The following is a 19,843-nucleotide window of genomic DNA, read 5'->3' on the forward strand; positions in this document are numbered from 1 at the left end:
GCCTAGAGAGGGGAATGCGGTGGGCGCCTCCCCCAGGAGGTGGAAGTGTGGGCCCATGAGCCTCCCCACGTCGGCGGACTTCTGGATCTGCCGCACCTGCGCCGTCGAGCACTCCACCCGACCGGAGGTCTGCGCGATCTGCGCGGACGAGCGCCAGTGGGTGCCCGTGACCGGCCAGGCGTGGACCACCCTGGACGAGCTCGCGGCCGAGGGCCTCGCCGTCGAGGTCGCCGAGCTCGAGCCCGACCTGCTCGCCCTGCACGCGACGCCGCACGTGGGCATCGGGCAGCAGGCGAAGGTGGTGCGCACCGACGCGGGCGCGCTGCTGTGGGACCCGCTCGGCTTCGTGGACGACGTGGGCGTCGCGGCGGTCGTGTCGGCCGCCGCGGGCGGCGACGTCGTGATCGCCGCCAGCCATCCGCACATGTTCGGCGTGCAGGTGGAGTGGAGCCGCCGCCTGGCCGCGGCCACCGGCCGCGACGTGCCTGTCCTGGTGAGCGAGGCCGACGCCGGCTGGGTGGCCCGCCCGGACGCCGTGATCGAGACGTGGTCGCCGGACGCGTCCGGCGAGCGCGAGGTGCTGCCCGGCGTCGTGCTCAGCCAGCCGGGCGGGCACTTCCCCGGCTCGGCGGTGGTGCACTGGACCGGTGCCGACGGGCGCGGCGTGCTCCTGTCGGGCGACACGATCTTCGCCAACCCGGACCGCACGGCGAGCTTCATGCGCAGCTACCCCAACCGCATCCCGCTGTCGGGCGCGGTCGTGACGCGCGTCGCCGAGCACGTGGCCCGCCGACCGTTCGACCGGCTCTACAACAACTTCGACGGGGTGATCCCGGCCGACGCGCGCGACGTCGTGCTGCGCTCCGCCGAGCGGCACGCGGCCTGGGCGCGCGGCGACTTCGACCACCTCACCTGATCACCGCGCCGCCGGCTCGACGGCGCCGCCGGCCGGGTCCGCCGCAGGCTCGACGGCGGGCGCGGGCGAGCCGTGACCCGGACGTACACTCCCGGGGTGAGCCAGCCGTCCACGTCCCCGCCCAGCACCGGCTCGGGACGGGCGGCCGGGGTGGCGCTCGCGATCGTCGCCGGTCTCGCCGCCGCGCTGCAGAGCCGGGTCAACGGCTCGCTCGCCACCGCGATGGACAGCCCTTTCGTCGCGGCGTTCTTCTCGTTCAGCTCCGGCCTGGTGCTGCTGCTGGTCGCTCTGGCGTTCTCGCCGACGGGGCGCGCCGCGGTGCGCCGCGTCGGGACGGGGCTGCGCACCGGCGGCCTGCGCCCGTGGGAGTGCCTCGGCGGTCTCGGCGGGGCCTTCTTCGTGATGTCGCAGGGCCTGACCGTCGACGTCCTCGGCGTGGCCGTCTTCACCGTCGCCCTGGTGGCCGGGCAGTCGGTGAGCTCGCTCGTCATCGACCGGGTCGGCATCGCCCCCGGCGGCGTCCGCCTGGTCACCCTCGGGCGCGTGCTCGGCCCGGCGCTGACCGTCGTCGCGGTGGTGGTCGTCTCCGGCGCGGGGGCGTCCACGGCGGCGCTCGCCCTCGCGCTGTTCCCGCTGGTGGCGGGGGTGCTGCAGTCGTTCCAGCAGGCCCTCAACGGCAGGGTGCGGTCGGCGGTGCGCGTCACGACCCCGGCGGGCGCCCGGGCCCGGCTCGGCGGGGACGGCGGGGTGATCGCGGCGACCGTCGTCAGCTTCGTCGTGGGCACGGCGGCCCTGCTCGTGGTCATGGGCGTCGCGCTCGCCGTCGGCGGTGCCCCGGCGGGAGGCCTGCCGCCGGACCTCCTGCTCTACTCCGGCGGCCTGCTGGGCGTCACGTTCATCGCCCTGCAGGCGGCCGTCGTGCAGCGCATCGGCGTGCTGCTGCTCGGGCTCGGCATGATCGCGGGCCAGGTGGTGGGCGCGCTCGTGCTCGACGTGCTCTCCCCCGCCGTCGCGCCGCCCGGCGCCGCGACGTACGTCGGCGCGGCGCTCACCCTCGTCGCCGTCGCCGTCCCCCTCCTCGAGGGCGCGCTGCGCCGACGCTGACCGCCCGCGGCCCGGGACGCGACGACGCCGCCACGACCAGGGCGGTCGCGGCGGCGCCGGCGTGCGTGGTGCTCAGCGGGTGACGCGGTGCGTCACTTCTGCCAGCCCCAGTTCTCCGGGTGCGGGGCGAGGCCCTGGAAGCCGGAGGTGCGCCAGCCGAAGTTGGCCAGGCCCTTCTTCACCGCGGTCATCTCCGGACCGAAGTCGATCGGGAAGGTGCCGTACTGCTCCAGCGCCTTCTTCTCGGCCTCGTTGAACGCGGCGACCGCCTGCGGGATGTCCTCGATGGTGCCCGGCTTCTTCATCAGCTCGTCGATCTCCTTCGACCCGATGTAGGTGAAGTTCGAGTCGGAGTCGGAGCCGTAGAGCTGGTAGCCCGAGGTGCTGTAGCCGTACGGGTCGGAGGACGACCAGGCCATGATGAGCATCTCGTACTTGCCCCCCAGCACCGTGTCCGAGAACTTCGACGAGTCCTGGTTGTCGAGCTCGACCTCGATGCCGGCCGCCTTGAGCATGGCCTGCACGGCGTTCGCCATGGCGGTCTGCGTCGGGCTGTCACCGAAGAAGGTGTACTTGAGGTGGACCGGCTTGCCGTCCTTCTCGTAGTAGCCCGACCCCTCGTTGAGGGTGTAGCCGGCGCCCTCGAGCGTGGCCTTGGCGTTCTCCACCGAGTAGGCGGCGTCGGCCGGCATGTTGTTCTCGTAGCCGTCCTGGATCGGCGACATCACCTCGGACCCGGCCGGGTCCTCCTCCCAGCCGAGACCCTGGAAGTCGATCTCGGCGAGCTTGGTGACGTCGGTCGCCTGCGTGACGGCCTTGCGCACCGCGATGTCCTGCAGCGCCTCGGCCTTGGTGTTCAGCGTGAACACGCCGGTCGACAGGGCGTAGTTGATGAGGATCTGCACGTCGTCCATGCCGCGCGCCACCTTGAGGCGGTCGGCCGCGGCCACGCCGGTGGAGTCGATTTCGCCGTTCTGGAACGCGTTGATGGAGGCGGCCTCCTCCATCTGCTTGAAGACGATCTTCTCCAGCTTCGGCGTCTCGCCCCACCACTTGGGGTTCGGCACGAAGGTGGCCTGCGTCTCGTCCTGCGAGTCCACGATGAACGGACCGGCGGCCCACTCGTTGTGCGGCTCGTTCACCCAGCCCTCGGTGTAGGTCTTGACGTCCAGGCTGTCCGGGTGCATCAGGTTCAGGAACAGGAACTGGTACGGGAAGAACGGCGCGTCGAAGGTGACGACGACCTGCTTGTCGTCCTTGCCCTTCTCCACCGACTTGACCTGGTCGTAGCCGGTGGTCGAGACCGGGTTGTAGCCCTTGGTCTTGCCCGACTGCGCCTTCCAGGTGGCCTCGAAGGCCGTCCAGTCGATCGGCGTGCCGTCGTTCCAGGTGGCCTTGGGGTTGACGTCGTAGGTGACGACCAGCGGGTCCTTCGAGGTGACCTCGACCTTGGACAGGTAGTCGGGGTTCGGCGTCGGGTTGCCCGCGACGTCGTAGTCCCACAGGGACGCCTGGTAGAGCTTCCAGAAGTCGCCCATGTACCGGGTGTTGCCGTCGACCGAGAACGCGTTCCAGTTCGGCGTGACCTCTTCGATCGGCAGCGTCAGCGTGCCGCCGTCCTTGACGTTCTCGCGGTCCTGCGGGTTGTTGTACGCCTTGCCGGCCTCGGGCATGGGCAGCGCGCCCTGGTACGACGAGGGGACGCCGTCGGCGGGCTGCGTCGTCATCGACGTGTCGCCGTTGCCCTGGGCCGTGCCCTCGTCGTCGCCACCGCCGGAGCCGCACGCGGCCAGGGTGAGCGCGAGCACCGCGGCAGCAGCGACCGCACCGACGCCCTTCTTGCGGATCGTTGTCATGATTCTCCTTGAGAAGCGTCTACCCGGTCGGGTAGATGACCCGGACGGGTCAGGCGCGGGTGGTCTCCCGCACGTCTGGGGTGCCCGCCGACATGGTCAGCGGGAAGTGGCAGGCCGCGAGCTGGTCGTCGCCGCCGGTGAGCACCGGCAGCACGGTGTCGCAGCGGTGCTGGTCGTCGGCCGACAGCGTGGCGCGCACGGGGCAGCGGCTGGCGAAGCGGCAGCCCGGGATCTCCTCGACCGGGCTGGGCAGGTCGCCCTCGAGCACCACCCGCTTGCGCCCGCGCTCGAGCTGCGGGTCGGGCAGCGGTACCGCCGACAGCAGGGCCTGCGTGTACGGGTGGCGCGGCGCGGTGAAGACCGCCTCCGTGTCCCCCGACTCGACGACCTGCCCGAGGTACATCACGGCCACGCGGCTCGAGATGTGCCGGATCACGGACAGGTCGTGCGCGACGAAGAGGAACGCGACGCCGAGCTGGGCCTGCAGGTCCTCGAGCAGGTTGATGACGCCGGCCTGGATCGACACGTCGAGGGCGGACACCGGCTCGTCGAGCACGATGAGCCGCGGGCTCACGGCCAGGGCGCGCGCGATGGCGATGCGCTGGCGCTGGCCGCCGGAGAACTGCGACGGGAACCGGTCGACGTGGTCGGGGTTGAGGCCCACCAGCTTCATGAGCTCGTCGATGCGGGCGTTGACCTTCTGCCGCGACCAGCCGTGCACCTTGAGCGGCTCCGCGAGCACGTCGTAGACCGGCATGCGCGGGTCCAGCGAGCTCATCGGGTCCTGGAACACGATCTGCAGGTCGCGCCGCAGCGCGGACCGCTCGGACCGCGAGAGCTCTTCGAGGTTCTTGCCGAGCACGGCCACCCGTCCGCCCTGCGGCGCCTCGAGCTTCATGATCTCGAGCAGCGTCGTCGTCTTGCCGGAGCCCGACTCGCCGACCAGCGCGACGGTCTCGCCGGCGCGCACGTCGAAGGTCACGCCGTCCACCGCCTTGACGGTGCCGACGCGGCGGCGCAGGAAGCCGCCCTTGGTGAGCGGGAAGTGCCGCTTGAGGCCCTCGACCTCGAGCACGACCTCGCGCTCGGAGCGCGGCACCATCTCGAGCGTCGACTCGGCGGCCTCGGCCACCTCGTACACGTCCTCGAACGTGACGCCCTGCTCGGCGAGCTCGTCGGCGCGCACGCACGCGGCGAGCGTCTCGGGCCGGCCGGCCACGGGCAGCAGGTCCGGCTCGGCCGTGCGGCAGCGGTCCTCCGCCAGCGGGCAGCGCGCGGCGAACGGGCAGCCGACGGGCAGGTCGACCAGCGACGGCGGGTTGCCCTGGATCGGCACGAGCCGACGGTTCTCGCCGCGGTCGGGGCGCGGCACGGCGCCGAGCAGCCCCATCGTGTACGGCATGGCGGGACGGGCGAACAGCTCGTCGACCGGCGCCTGCTCCACGGGACGGCCCGCGTACATGACGAGGACGTCGTCGGCCACGCCCGCGACCACACCGAGGTCGTGGGTGATCATCACGACCGCCGCGCCGGTCTCGCGCTGCGCCTTCTTGAGGACCTCGAGCACCTGGGCCTGGATCGTCACGTCGAGGGCCGTGGTGGGCTCGTCCGCGATGATCACGTCGGGGTCGTTCGCGATCGCGATCGCGATCATCACGCGCTGGCGCATGCCGCCCGAGAACTGGTGCGGGTAGGCCTTGAGCCGCTCGGCCGGGTTGGGGATGCCGACCAGGTCCAGCAGCTCGACCGACCGCTCGCGCACCTGCTTGCGGTTCAGGTCCTGGTGCAGGTCGAGCGCCTCGGCGAGCTGGTCGCCGATGGAGAACACCGGGGTCAGGGCCGACAGCGGGTCCTGGAAGACCATCGCCATGTCGTTGCCGCGGTACTTCGAGAGCTCGAGCTCGCTCAGGCCGAGCAGCTCGGTGCCCTTGAGCCGGATGGAGCCCTCGACACGGGCGTTCTCGTCGAGCAGCCCCATGACCGACAGGGACGTCACGGACTTGCCCGACCCGGACTCGCCCACGATGCCGAGGGTGCGCCCGGGCAGGAGGTCGAAGCTCACGCCGCGGACGGCGCGGACGGTGCCGGCCTCCGAGGCGAAGCTCACCTGCAGGTCGCGCACGCTCAGGACGGGGTTCATGCTCGGCCTCCCGACCGGGAGTTCGGATCGATGGCGTCGCGCAGCCCGTCGCCGATGAGCTGCACGGAGAACGTGAGCAGCACCAGCGCGACCGACGGCGCGATGAGCACCCACGGCGCGGTGAGGATGACGCTCTGCCCGGCCTGGAGGATGGTGCCGAGCGAGGTGTCGGGGGCCTTGATGCCGAGGCCGAGGAACGACAGCGCCGTCTCGGCGTTCACGGCGGCGACCACGCCGAGCACCGTCTGGATGATGAGCACCGACCCGAGGTTCGGGATGAGGTGCCGGCGGATGATCGTGAACGACCGCACGCCCATGTACTTCGCCGCGTGCACGTAGTCGAGCTCGCGCAGCGACAGCGTCAGGGTGCGCAGCACGCGGGCGTACCCGATCCAGCCGAACACGGTGATGCCGAACGCGAGCCAGATCCACCCGTTGGCACCCGAGGACGAGCGCACGATCATCGCGATGAGCAGGAACGACGGGATCACGAGCAGCATGTCGAGGACCCACATGCCGACGCGCTCCACCCAGCCCTCGAAGAAGGCGATGGTGGTGCCGACGATCGCGGCGATCACCGTGATCGCCACGGACGACAGGATGCCGATGGCGAGCGAGCGGCCGAGGCCGCGGGCGACGAGCGCGAAGACGTCGGACCCGCCCGTCGTCGTGCCGAACCAGTGCTCGGCGGACGGCGCCTGCGCGAGGGCGAGGAAGTCGGGCTCGTCGTAGCCCCACTGCGCGATGCGCGGGCCCACGAACGCGAACACGACGAGCAGCACCAGCAGGACCAGCCCGACGACGGCGGACGGCCGGCGCGCGAAGCGCCTGGCGATGAGGGTGAAGCGGCCGGTGCGCCGCAGCCCGGTGCTCTGCTCGTCCTCCGCCGTGAGGACGGCGGCGGCCGTGACGGTCAGCTCGGAGTCAGCCATGGTGTCCAGCCCTTCTCAGCTGATCCGGATGCGCGGGTCGAGCCACGCGACGACGAGGTCGGCCAGCAGCGCGCCCACGAGGGTGCACACGCCGGCGAACGCCGCGATGCAGGTCGCGCCGTTGATGTCGTTGTTGACGATCGTGGTGACGAAGTACCGGCCCAGGCCGTTGATCGCGAAGATCGTCTCGGTGATCACCGCGCCGGTGAACACCGTCGCGATCGAGAACGCGACGTTCACGGCCGTCGGGATGAGCGACGTGCGCAGCGCGTGCTTGCGGATCGCGAGGTTCAGCGGCAGCCCCTTGGCGCGCGCCGTCCGCACGTAGTCCGCCTTCATCGTGTCGAGCAGGTAGGTGCGCTGCGTGAGGTGGTAGCTCACGGCGCCGATGATCGTCAGCACGACGGTGGGCAGGATGAGGTGCTGCGCGAAGTCGAGGAGCCACAGCCATGGACTGTCGCCCTCGTAGCTGTGCAGCCCGGTGACGTAGAAGAGCCGGAACCCGACCGCCTCGTTGATGTAGATCGCGCCGATGACGACGAACAGCGCGAGCACCGCCGTCGGGATCACGAGGAAGAAGGTCGCGAAGCCGCCGAGCACGCGGTCCTGCCACTTGTACTGGCGGATCGCGGTGTACACGCCGATCGCGACGCCGATGACGATCGCGAGCACGGTGGCGAGCGTGACGAGCTGCGTCGACGCACCGATCCGGGTGGCGACCGCGCTGGCGACCGGCTCCTGGTCTGGGCTCAGGCCCCAGTTCCAGTGCAGGACGATGTCCGTCAGCCAGCGCCAGTACCGCAGCAGCAGCGGGTCCTCGTCGTTGATGTTCGCCGCGGTGAGGGACGCGTTGATCGAGTCCATCGGCGGCCGCGGGTTGCGCGACAGGTAGTTGGACCGGGGGTCCATGAAGACCGAGGCCAGCAGGTACGTCGCCGAGACGGCGACGAAGAGCATCGCGACGTAGTTGGCCGAACGTCGCAGGAGGAACCTGCCCATCAGTCGCGACCGACGGTGCGCGTCGGCACGGGCACGGGCACGGGCACGGGTGTGCCCCCTCGTCCGGGTTGCTTGGTCCCGGTCAGCATGGCGAGAGGAGCGACGCGCATGGACTTCCCTGTGCACTGGGGGCTCGTGGCCCGACGACGCGCGCGGCCGTGCCCGAGGGGCCGCGCCGCGCGCATGATGACGAAAGCGCAGGCCGAGCTGGTTTGGCAGGGCGCCTCACGATGGACCTGTGCAACAGTCGCCGACCTTACTCGCGCTGTGTTTCGCCGCGGTTCACGTCTTGTCACCCGGGCCTTCAGCGCACCGGAGATGAGACGCAGAACACACCCTAAGGCCGATAAAATTGCAGGTAGGCGCGTTCTGCGCCGGTGAACATATCGATTCGATCACGATCGTCGCCCCGGCCACCCATGCGCCGAGCGGCACGGGTCCCGGTGCGCGCACGACGGCGGCCGGCCCACGCGAGGGTGGACCGGCCGCCGTCGTGCTCCCGGCAGTGCTGCCGGGCTCAGCGACTCAGAACTTCTGCTGCATCTGCGGGTTCAGCGACCTGAGGTTCGTCTTCGCCTTCCCGTCGATCCGGTCGTCGATGTCGAACGTGTCGAAACCGATCCCCAGGTCGTTCGAGTAGGCGTAGCCGTTGTACCAGTAGGTGGACCAGGTGCCACCGCTGGAGATGCCCGCGCCGCGGTCGAACCAGGCGAGCTCCTTCGGCTTCTTCGAGTTGGTGAAGTCGAACACCGAGACGCCGCCCTGGTACCAGGACTGGACCATGATGTCCTTGCCCTTGACGGGGATCAGCGAGCCGTTGTGCGCCACGCAGTTCTCCGTGGCGTCGTTGATGCGCGGGATCTTGTAGTAGCTCTGGAACACGAGCTTCGTGCCGTTCTTCCCGCCCTTCTTCCGGTCCTTCTCGATGTCGTAGATGCCGTTGGCACCGAGCTCCGGGGCGTACTCGCCGGTGCAGGTCGCCAGCCCGCCGCCGCCGAGCTCGTCGGTGAACACGACCTTGGTCGCGTCGTTGTTGAAGGTGGCCGAGTGCCAGAACGCGAAGTTCTCGGTGTCCCGGACCGTGCTGATCACCTTCGGGTGGGCGCGGTCCTTGATGTCCATGAGGATGCCGTCGCCCATGCACGCGCCGGCGGCGAGGTCCTTCTGCACGTACGTGGTGATGTCGTGGCAGCCCGACGTCGCCGAGGCACGACGGTCCGGGTCGCCCTCGTAGCCGCCCTCGGGGAAGAGGTTCGGCGTCCCCACCAGCGTGGCGGCGGCCGGGTTCTTCACCGGGATCTTCACGACCGAGATGATGTCGTGCGGCGGCTGGCAGTCCGGGTAGGACGAGCTCGGGCTGTACGACGAGACGTAGACGTACAGGTCCTTGCCGTTCTTGCTCGGCGCCAGGGAGTGGGTGTGGGAGCCGCAGGCCGTCTCCACGGACTTGACGTACTCGGGCTCCAGCGGGTCGGAGATGTCCCAGACCTTGATGCCCTCCCAGGCGTCCTTCTCCGTCGCGGGGCGGGTCGTCGAGGCGCACGAGTCGTCGCTGCGCGACGAGTCGGTCGAGAGCACCAGGACGTCGCCGTAGACGGAGATGTCGTTCTGCGAGCCCGGGCAGTACACCTGCAGCGCCTGGACGGGCTCCTCCGGGTCGGAGAGGTCGTACACGGTGAACCCGTCGTAGTTGCCCGCGAAGGCGTACTTGCCCTGGAACGCGATGTCCGAGCCGGTGCCCTGGAGGGCCCCGTTCTTCGGGTTGTTGCTGAGGTGCTCGATCTTCGACGACGCCACCTCGCCGGGCGGGACGTCGGGCTCGGCGGCGTCGGCGGCCGATGCGGGGGTCGCGAGACCCAGCGCGCCCGCGACCAGGGTCAACGAGAGGGCGACGCCGACGACGCCTCTCGTCCGTGAACTTCTCGTCCGTGAACTCCGCATCCGTGCACTCCTCATCGGTGAACTCAGGGTTGGACGACGCGCAAGCGCCACACCTCGTTGTGTTGGTCACCCTGAGTGTTGTCTGGAAGCATCCTCCCCACCAGCCGTCCGGGCATCTTTTTACGTGGTGGCAACACCCTCAGGAGAGGATCTTCCGGTGATCACAGACCTCCGGCTCCGTCGCACGAGCGGCCGACGCACCGCCCTGGCCTGTGCCGCCGTGCTCGGCGCGGGGCTCGCGGTCGCGGGGTGCACCGCCGAGGAACCCGAGCCGGCGCCGACGCCGTCGTCGGCCGTGCTGGTGCCGGGGAAGCCCGGCGAACCCGCCGAGACCATCGCCCCCGAGGACTACGAGGGGATGGACGACGCCGACGTGGTCACCGACGCCGACGCCGACTTCATGACGAAGATGATCGGCCACCACGCGCAGGCCGTGGAGATGGCGCAGCTGGTCCCCGAGCGGTCGACGTCGGCGCCGCTCGCGAAGTTCGCCGACCGCATCCGCCTGACGCAGGACGGCGAGATCGACTACATGAGCCGCTGGCTCGAGGACCAGGGCCTCCCGGTGCCCGCGGTGGCGACGGCGTCGCCGAGCGCCTCGTCGGACGGGAGCGGGCCGCGCGCCCCGCAGGCCCACGACCACGGCTCCATGCCCGGCATGCTGACGGACGCCGAGATGACGGCCCTGGCGGACGCCGACGGCACCGACTTCGAGCGGCTGTTCCTCGAGGGCATGATCAAGCACCACGCGGGCGCGCTGGAGATGGTCGACGACCTCAGCTCCACGGGGCGGGACGAGACGGTCCAGGAGTTCGCCGCGAACGTGGCGGCGGACCAGATCGCGGAGATCGACCGGATGTCCCGGCTGCTCGACGAGCTCCCCGACTGAGCGCTCCCCGCTCACCCGCCGCGGGCGACCTCCGCGGCGAAGACCCGCAGCAGCGGGGTCGCGTCGGACGAGCGCCACACCAGCGCCCAGCGCACCGCGGGCGCGCCGTCGAGCGGGAGGTACGTGACGCCCGGCCACGGGAAGTAGCGGCGACCCTCGTCGGGCACCGGGCACACGACCTTTCCCGCCGCGACGAGGGCGAGGATCTCCTGGTAGGTGGCGGCACCTGGTCCGCGGGGCACCTCCCGCCCGGACGGCGTCCGCTCGGGCAGGACGCCGGCCAGCCACGACGGCGGCGCCGCCCCGCGGATCGCCGGCACGGCGTGCTCGGCGAGCGCCTCGACGTCCGCCCGCCCCGCCGCGGCGAGCGGGTGGCCCGTCGCCACCAGGAGCCGCAGCGGCTCGGACCGCAGCACGGGGCCCACGGTGAGGTCCGGCTCCTCGACGGGGAGCCACGTGGTCAGGACGTCGACGTCGCCGCGCCGCAGCGCGGCGAACGGGTCGCTGAAGACGACCTCGTGGAAGCGCAGCTCGACGTCGGGGTGCCGCGCACGGAACCGGGCGAGGTCGGGCTCCAGCTCGTGCGCCTGCCCGCCCATGAAGCCGAGCGTCAGCGTGCCGGCCACGCGTCGCGCCGCGGCCGTGGCGGCGGCGACGGCGGTGCCGATGCCCTCGTAGGCGGGGCGCAGGCCCGCGCGGAGCACCTCCCCCACCGCGGTGAGCTCGACCTTGCGGCTGGTGCGCGCGAACAGCGGCGCCCCGACCGCCCGCTCCTGCTTGCGGATCGACTGGCTCACGCGCGACACCGACACGTGCAGCCGCTCCGCCGTCCGGCCGAAGTGCAGCTCCTCCGCGAGGGTCAGGAAGATCTCGATCTCACGCAGCTCCACGCCCCGTCGCACCCCTCGCCGCCTGCACCCTCCGCCCGGGCGACCGATCGTTGACCCGGGGTGAACGAGCGTAGCCGGATCGGCCGTTGATCCGTCTCGCGGGCGCGGCAAGCCTGGGAGAGCGCCCGCGAGGGCGGGACCGACCGCACCGCACCCAGGAGGACCACCATGCGCCCACCCTTCGTCGCCGAGCACGGCTCCCCGAGCGCCCGGGCCGCCGGGGGTCCACGCCGGCACGAGCGCCCGCTGCACCGGCCCGCCCCCGCGCGCCGGCTGCCGCCGGCGTCGGTCCGGCGGCGTCACCGGGACGCGGGTGCGCCCGGCGTCAGCCGCGGCCCAGGGCCGTCACCATGAGCATCGTGGAGTCGTCGTCGGACTCGAGCCCGGCGAGCTTGTGCTCGATCACCTCGAGGTCGCGGGTGAGCCCCACGGTGGAGCGGAGGTCCTCCAGCCGCTCCAGGATCCGCGTGCCGCGACGTTCCACGAGCCCGTCGGTGTAGAGCAGCAGGGACTCTCCCGGCGCGAGGTCGACCCGGCCCGCGCGCACGGTCTCGCGCATCGCCCCGACCGGGGGGTTGCGGACCACCTCGACGAACCGGGCGCCCTGCGCGTCCGCGACCACCGGCGGCAGGTGGCCGGCGCAGACGTAGTCGACGGCGCCCGCCCCGGTGCCGGGGTCGACCTCGAGGATGCCGACCAGCAGCGTGGCCATGTCGTCGGTCAGGAGCGTCCGCGCGAGGCGGTCCAGGCCGCCCGCCGCCGTCGCGACGTCGCGGTGCTCGAGCAGCAGGGTGCGCAGGCCGTTGCGCAGCTGGTTCATCGCCGACGCGGCGGGCAGCCCGTGGCCGGCGACGTCGCCGATCACGAGGGCGGTGCGGCCGTCGGGCAGCTCGAACGCGTCGTACCAGTCGCCCCCGACCCGGCCGCCGTCCGCGGGGCGGTAGCGGGCCTCGAGCCGCCACCCGGGCAGGGTGGGCAGCACCGCCGGCAGCGAGGAGTGCTGCAGCACGAGCGCGGCGCCGAGGTCGGGCCGCGAGCGCCGGTACAGGAGCTCGACGACGGTCCGACGCGCCACGAGGGCGGCGCGGACGTCGTGGTCCGACCAGGGCTCGCAGGTGCCGTGCACGGCCTCCCGCCACGCCGCGAACGACTGCCGGGGGCCCACCCGGACGACCGTGCCGCTCTCGTCCCGGTCGACCGTCTTCGCGCGCGGGTCGCCGCCCCACGTCACCTCGCGCGCGACCTCACGGCGGAACAGGGCGAGCAGGTCGCCGTCCGGCAGCGGGGCGACGAGCGCGCCCGCGACCTCGCCCAGCCGGTCCGCCAGCTCCGGGTGCTCGGTCCGCAGGTCGTGCGACGCGTACACCGGCGCCGTCCCGCCGTCCCGGCGCGGCCGGGACGTCCGCCGGACGGCGTCGACCACCAGGTCGGGCACGTCGGGGACCAGCCCGACCGTCGCCGTCGCGTCGCCGGTGCGGACCACCGCGCCGTCGACGCCGAGGATCCGCAGCAGCTCCGGCTGGGCGACGGCGTCGGACACCGGGTCGTCCTCCACCCGTACCAGCGCCTCGAGCGCCCGCGAGACGTCGCGGGCGTGCTGCGCGTCGTCCGCGGCGGCGCGCACCACCATCTGCAGGGACAACCCCGAGGCGAGCGCCTCGGCCGCCGCACGGACCTCGAGCGACGGCGTGTGCGGGCCGTCGACGTGGTGGCACGCGACCATCCCCCACAGCCGGCCGCCCCGCAGCAGGGAGATCGACATCGAGGAGCGGACCCCCATGTTCCGCAGGTACTCGACGTGCACGGGAGACACCGCCCGCAGGCTCGCGAACGAGAGGTCGGTCGGCTCGCCGGTGCCGGGCAGCAGCGCGGGCACCAGGTGCCGCGGCACGGACTCGACGTCGGAGATGAGCCGCAACCAGCTCTTCTCGTACAGGGCGCGGGCCTGCGGGGGGATGTCGCCGGCCGGGTAGCGGTGGCCGAGGAACGGCTCGAGGTCGGCGCGGCGCGCCTCGCCCACGACCTGGCCGTGGTGGTCCTCGTCGAACCGGTAGACCATCACCCGGTCGAAGCCCGTCACCTCCCGCACGCCGCGCGCCGCGAGCTCGTACAGCTCCTCGAGGGAGCCGGCCGTCGCCGCCTGGCCGAGCACCGTGTACGCGGCGCGGTACGGCTCGGCCGGGTCGGCGCCCTGGTCCGCGAGCGGCTCGAGCTCGACGACCACGACGGCCTGCGGGTTGCGGTGGGTGGACGCCACCCAGGTGCGGCCGTCGAGCACGACGCGCCGCAGGCCGTCCGCGAGCGGCCCGCCGTCGGCGACGTCCTCGAGCCGGAGCGCCGCCGCCGCGTCCTCGCCCAGCAGGGCCGGGAGCGTGCGCCCGAGCACGTCCTCGGCCGCCACCCCCAGGAGGTCCTCGGTGGTGGCCGACGCCTGGACGACGACGCCCTCGGCGAGCACCAGCAGCACGCCACGGGGCTGGACCGAGCCCGGGACGTGGATGGGTTCGGCCGCACAGACCTCGAGGTCGGTGTCGTCCCCACTGCCGCGGACGGAGCTCTGCATCGACGATCAGCCTCATCCTCGGGCTCGTTCGTGCACGGCAGCCGCTTCTTGGCGCGCGCGGGGGAACCCTCCCACGCCGCTCGCACCGGCTCCAAACGCACCGGCAGGGCCGCCGGACGACTCAGGGCGCCGTGACGAAGACGTCGAAGAGCTCCGGGTGGTGCCCGTGCACCAGCACGGCGAAGACGACGAGGTCGAACAGCAGGTGCACGGCCACCACGTAGGTGAGGCTCTTGTAGCGGCTGAAGATCCACCCCTGCACGAGGGCGAACGGCACGGTGAGCAGCGGACCCCACTCGCGGTAGCCGAGCTCCCACAGGAACGACACGAAGATCGCCGCCTGCAGCACGTTCGCCGTCCACAGGCCGAAGTGCCGGCGCAGCAGCGCGAACACCGTGCACACGAAGAACAGCTCGTCCCAGATGCCGACGGCGTTGACGCCGACGAACAGCCGGGCGACGTCCTGCCCGCTGTCGAGCTCGGGCCAGTTGAGGTAGGCACCGGAGCCCAGGAAGTACCAGGGCAGCACGAGGTAGCCGACCGCCACCACCACCACGAGGTACACGTACTGACCGCGCGACCAGCGCCGGCCGGTCGCGACGGGGAACCGCACCGCGCCTGCCCCGTCGTCGTCGCGGAACCAGAACCGCGACGCCGCCCAGGGCACCAGCACCGCGAGGGACAGCACGACCGCGAACCGGGCGATGCCGGCGTCGGACAGGTCGGCCTCGAGGGAGATCGTCGAGATGATGCCGAGCGCGACGGCGATCAGCGCGAGGTCGCGCCCGAGGCGCCGGTCGACGAGCAGGCCGAGCGCGACGCCGGCCACGAGCGGCACGTAGGCGAGGGGCCGTACGTGCACCGCGAACAGCAGCACGGCCGACGCGGACACGAGCGAGGCGGCCAGGATCCGCGGCAGCGCGGCGGGGGCACGGCGGGTGACGTCCATCGTCCGGCGAGGATATCCGGGCGCCTGCGTGGAAGAATCCGGGGCATGGTCGCGGGTCGCGGAGCGCAGAGCCGTGACGGGGGTGCGCGCCTGTGACGTCCCGATCCTCCGGCCCGACGGCGCCGTCCCAGGACGCCCCGACCGCCGGCGCGGTGCAGGCGCTGGTCGCCGCCGGGCTCGCCCGGCCGGTCGCCGACGAGTCGTTCGACCGCTTCGCCCGGCTGGTGCAGCGCCAGCTCGGCGTCCCCACCGCCCTCGTGACGCTCGTGCTCCCGGACTCCCAGGTGTACCCCGGCGCGCTCGGGCTGCCGGACCCGTTCCAGGCCACCCGGCGCACCACCCTGAGCGAGCCGCTGTGCGGCGAGACCATCCGCTCCGGCGCGCCCCTCGTCGTCGAGGACCTGCGCGCCGACCCGCGCTTCGCGAGCCGGGAGACGGTCACCGAGCTCGGCATGGGGTCGTACGCGGGTTTCCCGATCTTCGACCGGCACGGCACCGCCGTCGGCACGGTGTGCGCGCTGGACACCGAGGCGCACGCGTGGAGCGCGACCGACCTCGCCACCCTGGCCGACCTGGCCGCGGCCTGCACCGCCGAGCTGCGGCTGCGGCTCGAGCGGCAGCGCGCGCACCGCATCCAGCAGGTGGCGGTGCACGCCACGCGCCGCACCCGCATGCTGCTCGACCTCACGGACCGGTTCGCCGCCGCGACCACCCTCGACGAGATCGTGGACGCGCTGCGCGCCTCGGGCCCGGGGCTCGGCACCGTGTGGGCCGCGCTGGCGCTCGCGGAACCCGGCGGGGCCGGCCTCACGCTCGTGGAGCGCGACGGCGCCTACCCCTACCTGCCGCGGCACTGGCGCTTCGACGACCCCGCGGTGGCGTCCGTCGCGCGCGCCCGCCGGGCCGCGTTCTACCGGGACGGCGCGGCCGCGCTGCGCGCCCAGCCGACGTGGGAGCCGTGGATCGACCCGTCCCTCGGCGGGCTCGCGCTGGTCCCGATGGTGGTGGACGACCGGCTGCTCGGCGTCGTCGTCCTGCTGTGGCGCGGCCCGCACGAGCACGACGACGAGAGCCGCCGCACGGCCGCCACGCTCGCGTCGTGCGTGGCGCAGGCCCTGGTGCGCATCCGGGTGCTGGAGGACCGGCACCGCGTGGCCACCACGCTGCAGGCCGCGATGCTCACCGACCTGCCCCGCGTGCCGTACCTGGAGCTGGCCTCGACGTACGCGTCCGCGACCCGCACGGACAAGGTGGGCGGGGACTGGTACGACGCCGTCGAGCTCGACCCGCGCTCCACGGTGCTGATGATCGGCGACGTCACCGGGCACGACATGCAGGCCGCCGCCCGCATGGGTCAGCTGCGCGCCATGCTGCGCACCCTCGCGTGGTGCCAGGACGCCCCGCCGGCACGGCTGCTGCGCGAGCTGGACCGCGCCAACCGCGGCCTCGCGCTGACCGCCAGCGGCACCGCCGTCGTCGCGCGCCTGGACCGCACGGGCCGCGGCGAGCCCGGCAGCGGCGACGACCGGTGCCGGCTGTGGTGGGCCAGCGCCGGGCACCCGCGGCCGGTGGTGCTGCGCGCCGACGGGAGCGTGCACGAGCTCGACGGCCGTCCCGACCTCATGCTGGGCGTCGACCCGTCGGTCTCCCGCCGGGACCACGCGGCCGAGCTCGGCCCCGGCGACACCCTGCTGCTGTACACGGACGGGCTGGTGGAGTCGCGCAACACGACGTTCGCCGCCCGCGCCGAGGAGCTGCGCGGCGTGCTGGCGGACCTGCACGGCGGCCCGACGGCGGAGCTGCCGCAGCGGCTCGTCGACCGGATGGTGCGCGGGCAGCAGCGCGACGACGTGGCCGTGCTCGCCGCCCGGGTGCGCTGACCGCCGAGGTCGTCGGCATCCCGGAGCTACCTCGCGGGAGCCCGAGCTACCTCGCGGGATCCGGAGCTACCTCGGTGGGCGCGGCGGGTCCGCCACAGCGGCCAGGCGGCCGCGCCCGCCACGACGAGCACGACGACGCCGAGCAGGGCCCAGGGCACGGCCCAGCCCGCGGCGGTGGCCGTCGCCGTGGTCGCCCCGCCCCCGCCGACGCCGACGACGAGCCCGTCCGCGCGCACGTCCGCCGCGACCCGGAACGTCGGGCGCACTCCGAGGACCTGCACGGTCCGCCGCACGACGGCGCCCGGCAGCAGCTCCTCGGCCGGCTCGCCGCCGGCGCCCGCGCTCGCGCCGGGCCCGGTGAGGCGCACGCTCTCGGTGGGCACCAGGCGCGCGTTGCCGGTGTTGGTCAGCGTGTAGGTGACGGTCGCGCGCGACGCGCCCACCGGGTTGGCGGTGGGGTGGACGACGACGCCGACGTCGGACACCGCGAGCCCCGGCGCGAGCGCGCCGCCGACGCGGGCGTGCACGCGCAGGGCGAGGCGCCGGTCCACGCTGAGCGCGCCGTCGCCGACCTGCTGGCGCAGCGAGGTGACGACGCCGCCCGCGTGGTCGCCCGGCGTCGCGTCGTCGGGCACGCTGAGGCTGAACGGCACCTCGGCCGCGTCCCCCGGCTCGATCGTCACGGTGCCGTCGCCGCCGTCGCCGCCGTCGCCGCCTGCGTCGAGCGTGAGCCACGCCCCGAGACCGGTCGGCTCCTGGTCGGCGGGCAGCAGGTCGAGGTGCCCGCTCGGCGTCGTGACGGCGTCCGTCCCGTAGACGGACAGCTCGAGCGGCGCGGCCGAGCGGTTGGTGACGACCAGGACGTCGCGGACCCGCTCCCCCGGCTCGACGTCGTAGGCGAAGTTGGCGCGCCCGGCGCCCAGCGTCCCGTCCTTCGGGGCGAGGGACCAGGTCAGGTCGTCGGACGCGGCGTGCGCCGTCGCCGGGGCGGGCAGGACGACGGCGACCGCGGCGGTGGCGAGGACGGCCGCCGCCGCGGCGCGCACCCGGGACGGGGCGCGCCGCGACGACGGGCGGTGGTGCGTGCTCACGGGAGGGTCAGCCCACCGCGGTGAGGGTCAGCACGCCGGTGTAGTCGCCGGCCGGCGTGGACAGCGGGATGCTCAGGTCGAGCCCGGCGTCCACCGCGACCGAGCCGGCCGCGTGCCCCTCGGGCGCGGAGACGAGCGTCGCCCCGCCCTTGAGCCCGGAGCCGGAGCCCGCCACGACCGCGGTGCCCGCGACGGCACCGCCGGTGTTGGCGCCGAGCGCCGGCGTCCAGCCGAGGGCGGAGCCGCTGAACGACCGGCTGCCGGCGAAGAAGTCCGTCACCGTGCCGGTGACGCTCCACGCCGGGCTGCCGGCGCGCGTGTCGGTGACGGTGACGCGGCGCAGGTCGCCGGTCGCGGTGAACGCCGCGTCACCCTGCGTCGCGGTGCCGAGGTTCACGGCGCCGCCCGACGCGACGGTCCAGGTGAACTCGCCCGGCTCCGGCTCGACCGGGCCGCCGCCGTCGCTCTCGGGCACGGTGACCTCGACGTCGACGTTCTCGCCGTCGCCGCCCGCGGGCGTGAACGCGACGGGCACGGCGAGCTCCTGCGCGGCGTTGGCGGCCGCGCCGCCCGCGGCGTAGGTGTACACGCCGTAGACGCCGTCCACGGAGTCGTCGGTCTTCACGTCGAGGTCGGCGCTGAACGTGCCGTCCTCCTTCAGCAGCACGAGCTGCTCCGCGACGCTCGGGTTGGAGGCCTTGAGCTGCGAGTACGACGGCTCCGGCAGCGCCCACTTCTGGCTGACGACCTTGCGGGCCGACGACGCGACGCCGTCCGACGGGCGCCAGTCCTGCGCGAACTTCCCGAAGACCACGTACACGCCGGTCGGCTGGCCGGTGGTGATCGGCGGGCGGGTGGCCGTGTTCGCGGCCGGGTCGAAGCCGCTGCCGGTCACGGTGAGCGTGCCGGTCGCGGCGGGGTCGAAGCCCGCGCTCTTCGAGAGCGACACCGACGGGTTCCACGTCTGGGCGGGGGCGGCGAGGTCGGCCGTGACCGTGAGGTCGTCGAGCTCGGCGCCGGCCTGGAGGAAGTCCTGCAGCGCGGACGCGCCGGCCGCGGTGAGCGTCACGCCGTCGGCGGTGACGGAGACCTGGTCGCCCGACACGTCCACGGTCGTGGTCGCGACGTCGCCGAGGACGACGTCGTCGCCGCCGTAGGTGCCCTGCTCGTACCCGAGGTTGTTCTCCGGGATCTCGACGCTCAGGTCGCCCACGACCTTCCCGACCCCGCCGGCGACCTCGATGCCGACGTTCTCGACCGTGACCGTGAACGCGTGCGACGGGAAGTGGAACACCGCCCCGCCGGACGTGGTGACCGCGAGGTCGTCGGCGTCGGTGACGCTGCCGCCGGTGACGGGCAGCAGGTAGGGCAGGGTCTCGTTCGGCGGCGTCGTGTCGACGGTGGCGGCGGGCGTGCCGTCGACGTCGAACGTGGCCGGGTCGACCAGGGTGATGCGCTCGCCCACCGGCACCGCGCCGACGGGCGGCAGCGCGGCGGTCTGGAGGCCGACGTAGCGGCGGAAGCTCTCGCGGAAGCCCCACGAGGCGCTGCCGCTGTCCGCGACGACGTCCCGCGGCGCGGCGGCCTGGGCGGCGGGTGCCGCGACGAGCGCGGCCCCGAGGCCCACGGCGAGCGCCCCGGCGCCCGCGACCAGCCGGCCGTACCCGGCCGGACCGAAGGTCTTCGACATGTC

The 19,843-nt window shown here is 73.3% G+C and carries 14 protein-coding genes; 4 read left to right on the forward strand and 10 right to left on the reverse strand.

All coding sequences use genetic code 11. The features are described from left to right. Window positions 1-55: 55 nt before the first annotated feature. Window positions 56-916, forward strand: a complete 861-nt coding sequence (locus tag ACFQ8Y_RS00700) for a hydrolase (RefSeq protein ID WP_430584271.1) — start codon at window positions 56-58, stop codon at window positions 914-916. Window positions 917-1,012: 96 nt separating this feature from the next. Beyond that, window positions 1,013-2,020 carry a DMT family transporter gene (locus tag ACFQ8Y_RS00705; protein ID WP_430563492.1) on the forward strand — a complete coding sequence of 336 codons (1,008 nt, stop codon included), beginning with the start codon at window positions 1,013-1,015 and terminating at the stop codon, window positions 2,018-2,020. A gap of 92 nt (window positions 2,021-2,112) precedes the next feature. On the opposite strand, the gene ACFQ8Y_RS00710 is transcribed toward ACFQ8Y_RS00705, so the two are convergent. From ACFQ8Y_RS00710 to ACFQ8Y_RS00730, 5 genes are all read right to left on the reverse strand, one after another. Further along, the gene (locus ACFQ8Y_RS00710; RefSeq protein ID WP_430549122.1) at window positions 2,113-3,876 is read right to left on the reverse strand and encodes an ABC transporter family substrate-binding protein; all 1,764 of its coding nucleotides are present in this window, start codon (window positions 3,874-3,876) and stop codon (window positions 2,113-2,115) included. A gap of 49 nt (window positions 3,877-3,925) precedes the next feature. Next, on the reverse strand, window positions 3,926-6,016 hold the full coding sequence (locus tag ACFQ8Y_RS00715; RefSeq protein ID WP_430584272.1) for a dipeptide ABC transporter ATP-binding protein: 2,091 nt from the start codon (window positions 6,014-6,016) through the stop codon (window positions 3,926-3,928). Next, window positions 6,013-6,948, reverse strand: coding sequence for an ABC transporter permease (locus ACFQ8Y_RS00720; RefSeq protein WP_430549124.1), 936 nt, complete (start codon window positions 6,946-6,948; stop codon window positions 6,013-6,015). Before ACFQ8Y_RS00720 ends, ACFQ8Y_RS00715 begins: the two co-directional genes overlap by 4 nt. 15 nt (window positions 6,949-6,963) lie before the next feature. Then, window positions 6,964-7,947, reverse strand: coding sequence for an ABC transporter permease (locus tag ACFQ8Y_RS00725; protein ID WP_430564317.1), 984 nt, complete (start codon window positions 7,945-7,947; stop codon window positions 6,964-6,966). Between the two features lie 525 nt (window positions 7,948-8,472). Beyond that, the gene (locus ACFQ8Y_RS00730; protein ID WP_430549126.1) at window positions 8,473-9,888 is read right to left on the reverse strand and encodes an LVIVD repeat-containing protein; all 1,416 of its coding nucleotides are present in this window, start codon (window positions 9,886-9,888) and stop codon (window positions 8,473-8,475) included. A 157-nt stretch (window positions 9,889-10,045) separates the two neighbouring features. On the opposite strand from ACFQ8Y_RS00730, the gene ACFQ8Y_RS00735 reads away from it, so the two are divergent. Beyond that, window positions 10,046-10,777 carry a DUF305 domain-containing protein gene (locus tag ACFQ8Y_RS00735; protein WP_430584273.1) on the forward strand — a complete coding sequence of 244 codons (732 nt, stop codon included), beginning with the start codon at window positions 10,046-10,048 and terminating at the stop codon, window positions 10,775-10,777. Between the two features lie 11 nt (window positions 10,778-10,788). Here ACFQ8Y_RS00735 and ACFQ8Y_RS00740 read toward each other — a convergent pair whose 3' ends face one another. The 3 genes from ACFQ8Y_RS00740 to ACFQ8Y_RS00750 form a co-directional block, all read right to left on the reverse strand. Next, the gene (locus tag ACFQ8Y_RS00740) at window positions 10,789-11,667 is read right to left on the reverse strand and encodes a LysR family transcriptional regulator (RefSeq protein WP_430564316.1); all 879 of its coding nucleotides are present in this window, start codon (window positions 11,665-11,667) and stop codon (window positions 10,789-10,791) included. A gap of 325 nt (window positions 11,668-11,992) precedes the next feature. Further along, on the reverse strand, window positions 11,993-14,230 hold the full coding sequence (locus tag ACFQ8Y_RS00745; protein ID WP_430584274.1) for a SpoIIE family protein phosphatase: 2,238 nt from the start codon (window positions 14,228-14,230) through the stop codon (window positions 11,993-11,995). A 121-nt stretch (window positions 14,231-14,351) separates the two neighbouring features. Beyond that, window positions 14,352-15,179 (reverse strand): type II CAAX prenyl endopeptidase Rce1 family protein, encoded by an 828-nt coding sequence (locus ACFQ8Y_RS00750; RefSeq protein WP_430584275.1) that lies wholly within the window; start codon window positions 15,177-15,179, stop codon window positions 14,352-14,354. A 92-nt stretch (window positions 15,180-15,271) separates the two neighbouring features. Here ACFQ8Y_RS00750 and ACFQ8Y_RS00755 point away from each other — a divergent pair, with 92 nt between their 5' ends. After that, window positions 15,272-17,059 (forward strand): SpoIIE family protein phosphatase, encoded by a 1,788-nt coding sequence (locus ACFQ8Y_RS00755; RefSeq protein ID WP_430584276.1) that lies wholly within the window; start codon window positions 15,272-15,274, stop codon window positions 17,057-17,059. Between the two features lie 26 nt (window positions 17,060-17,085). Here ACFQ8Y_RS00755 and ACFQ8Y_RS00760 read toward each other — a convergent pair whose 3' ends face one another. Both ACFQ8Y_RS00760 and ACFQ8Y_RS00765 read right to left on the reverse strand, forming a co-directional pair. After that, on the reverse strand, window positions 17,086-18,150 hold the full coding sequence (locus ACFQ8Y_RS00760; RefSeq protein ID WP_430584277.1) for a WxL protein peptidoglycan domain-containing protein: 1,065 nt from the start codon (window positions 18,148-18,150) through the stop codon (window positions 17,086-17,088). Between the two features lie 7 nt (window positions 18,151-18,157). Continuing rightward, entirely contained in the window at window positions 18,158-19,840 is a 1,683-nt protein-coding gene (locus ACFQ8Y_RS00765) for an HtaA domain-containing protein (protein ID WP_430584278.1), read from the reverse strand. Window positions 19,841-19,843: the final 3 nt, after the last annotated feature.

Source organism: Isoptericola sp. NPDC056605, assembly GCF_042792795.1.
Classification (GTDB): domain Bacteria; phylum Actinomycetota; class Actinomycetes; order Actinomycetales; family Cellulomonadaceae; genus Isoptericola.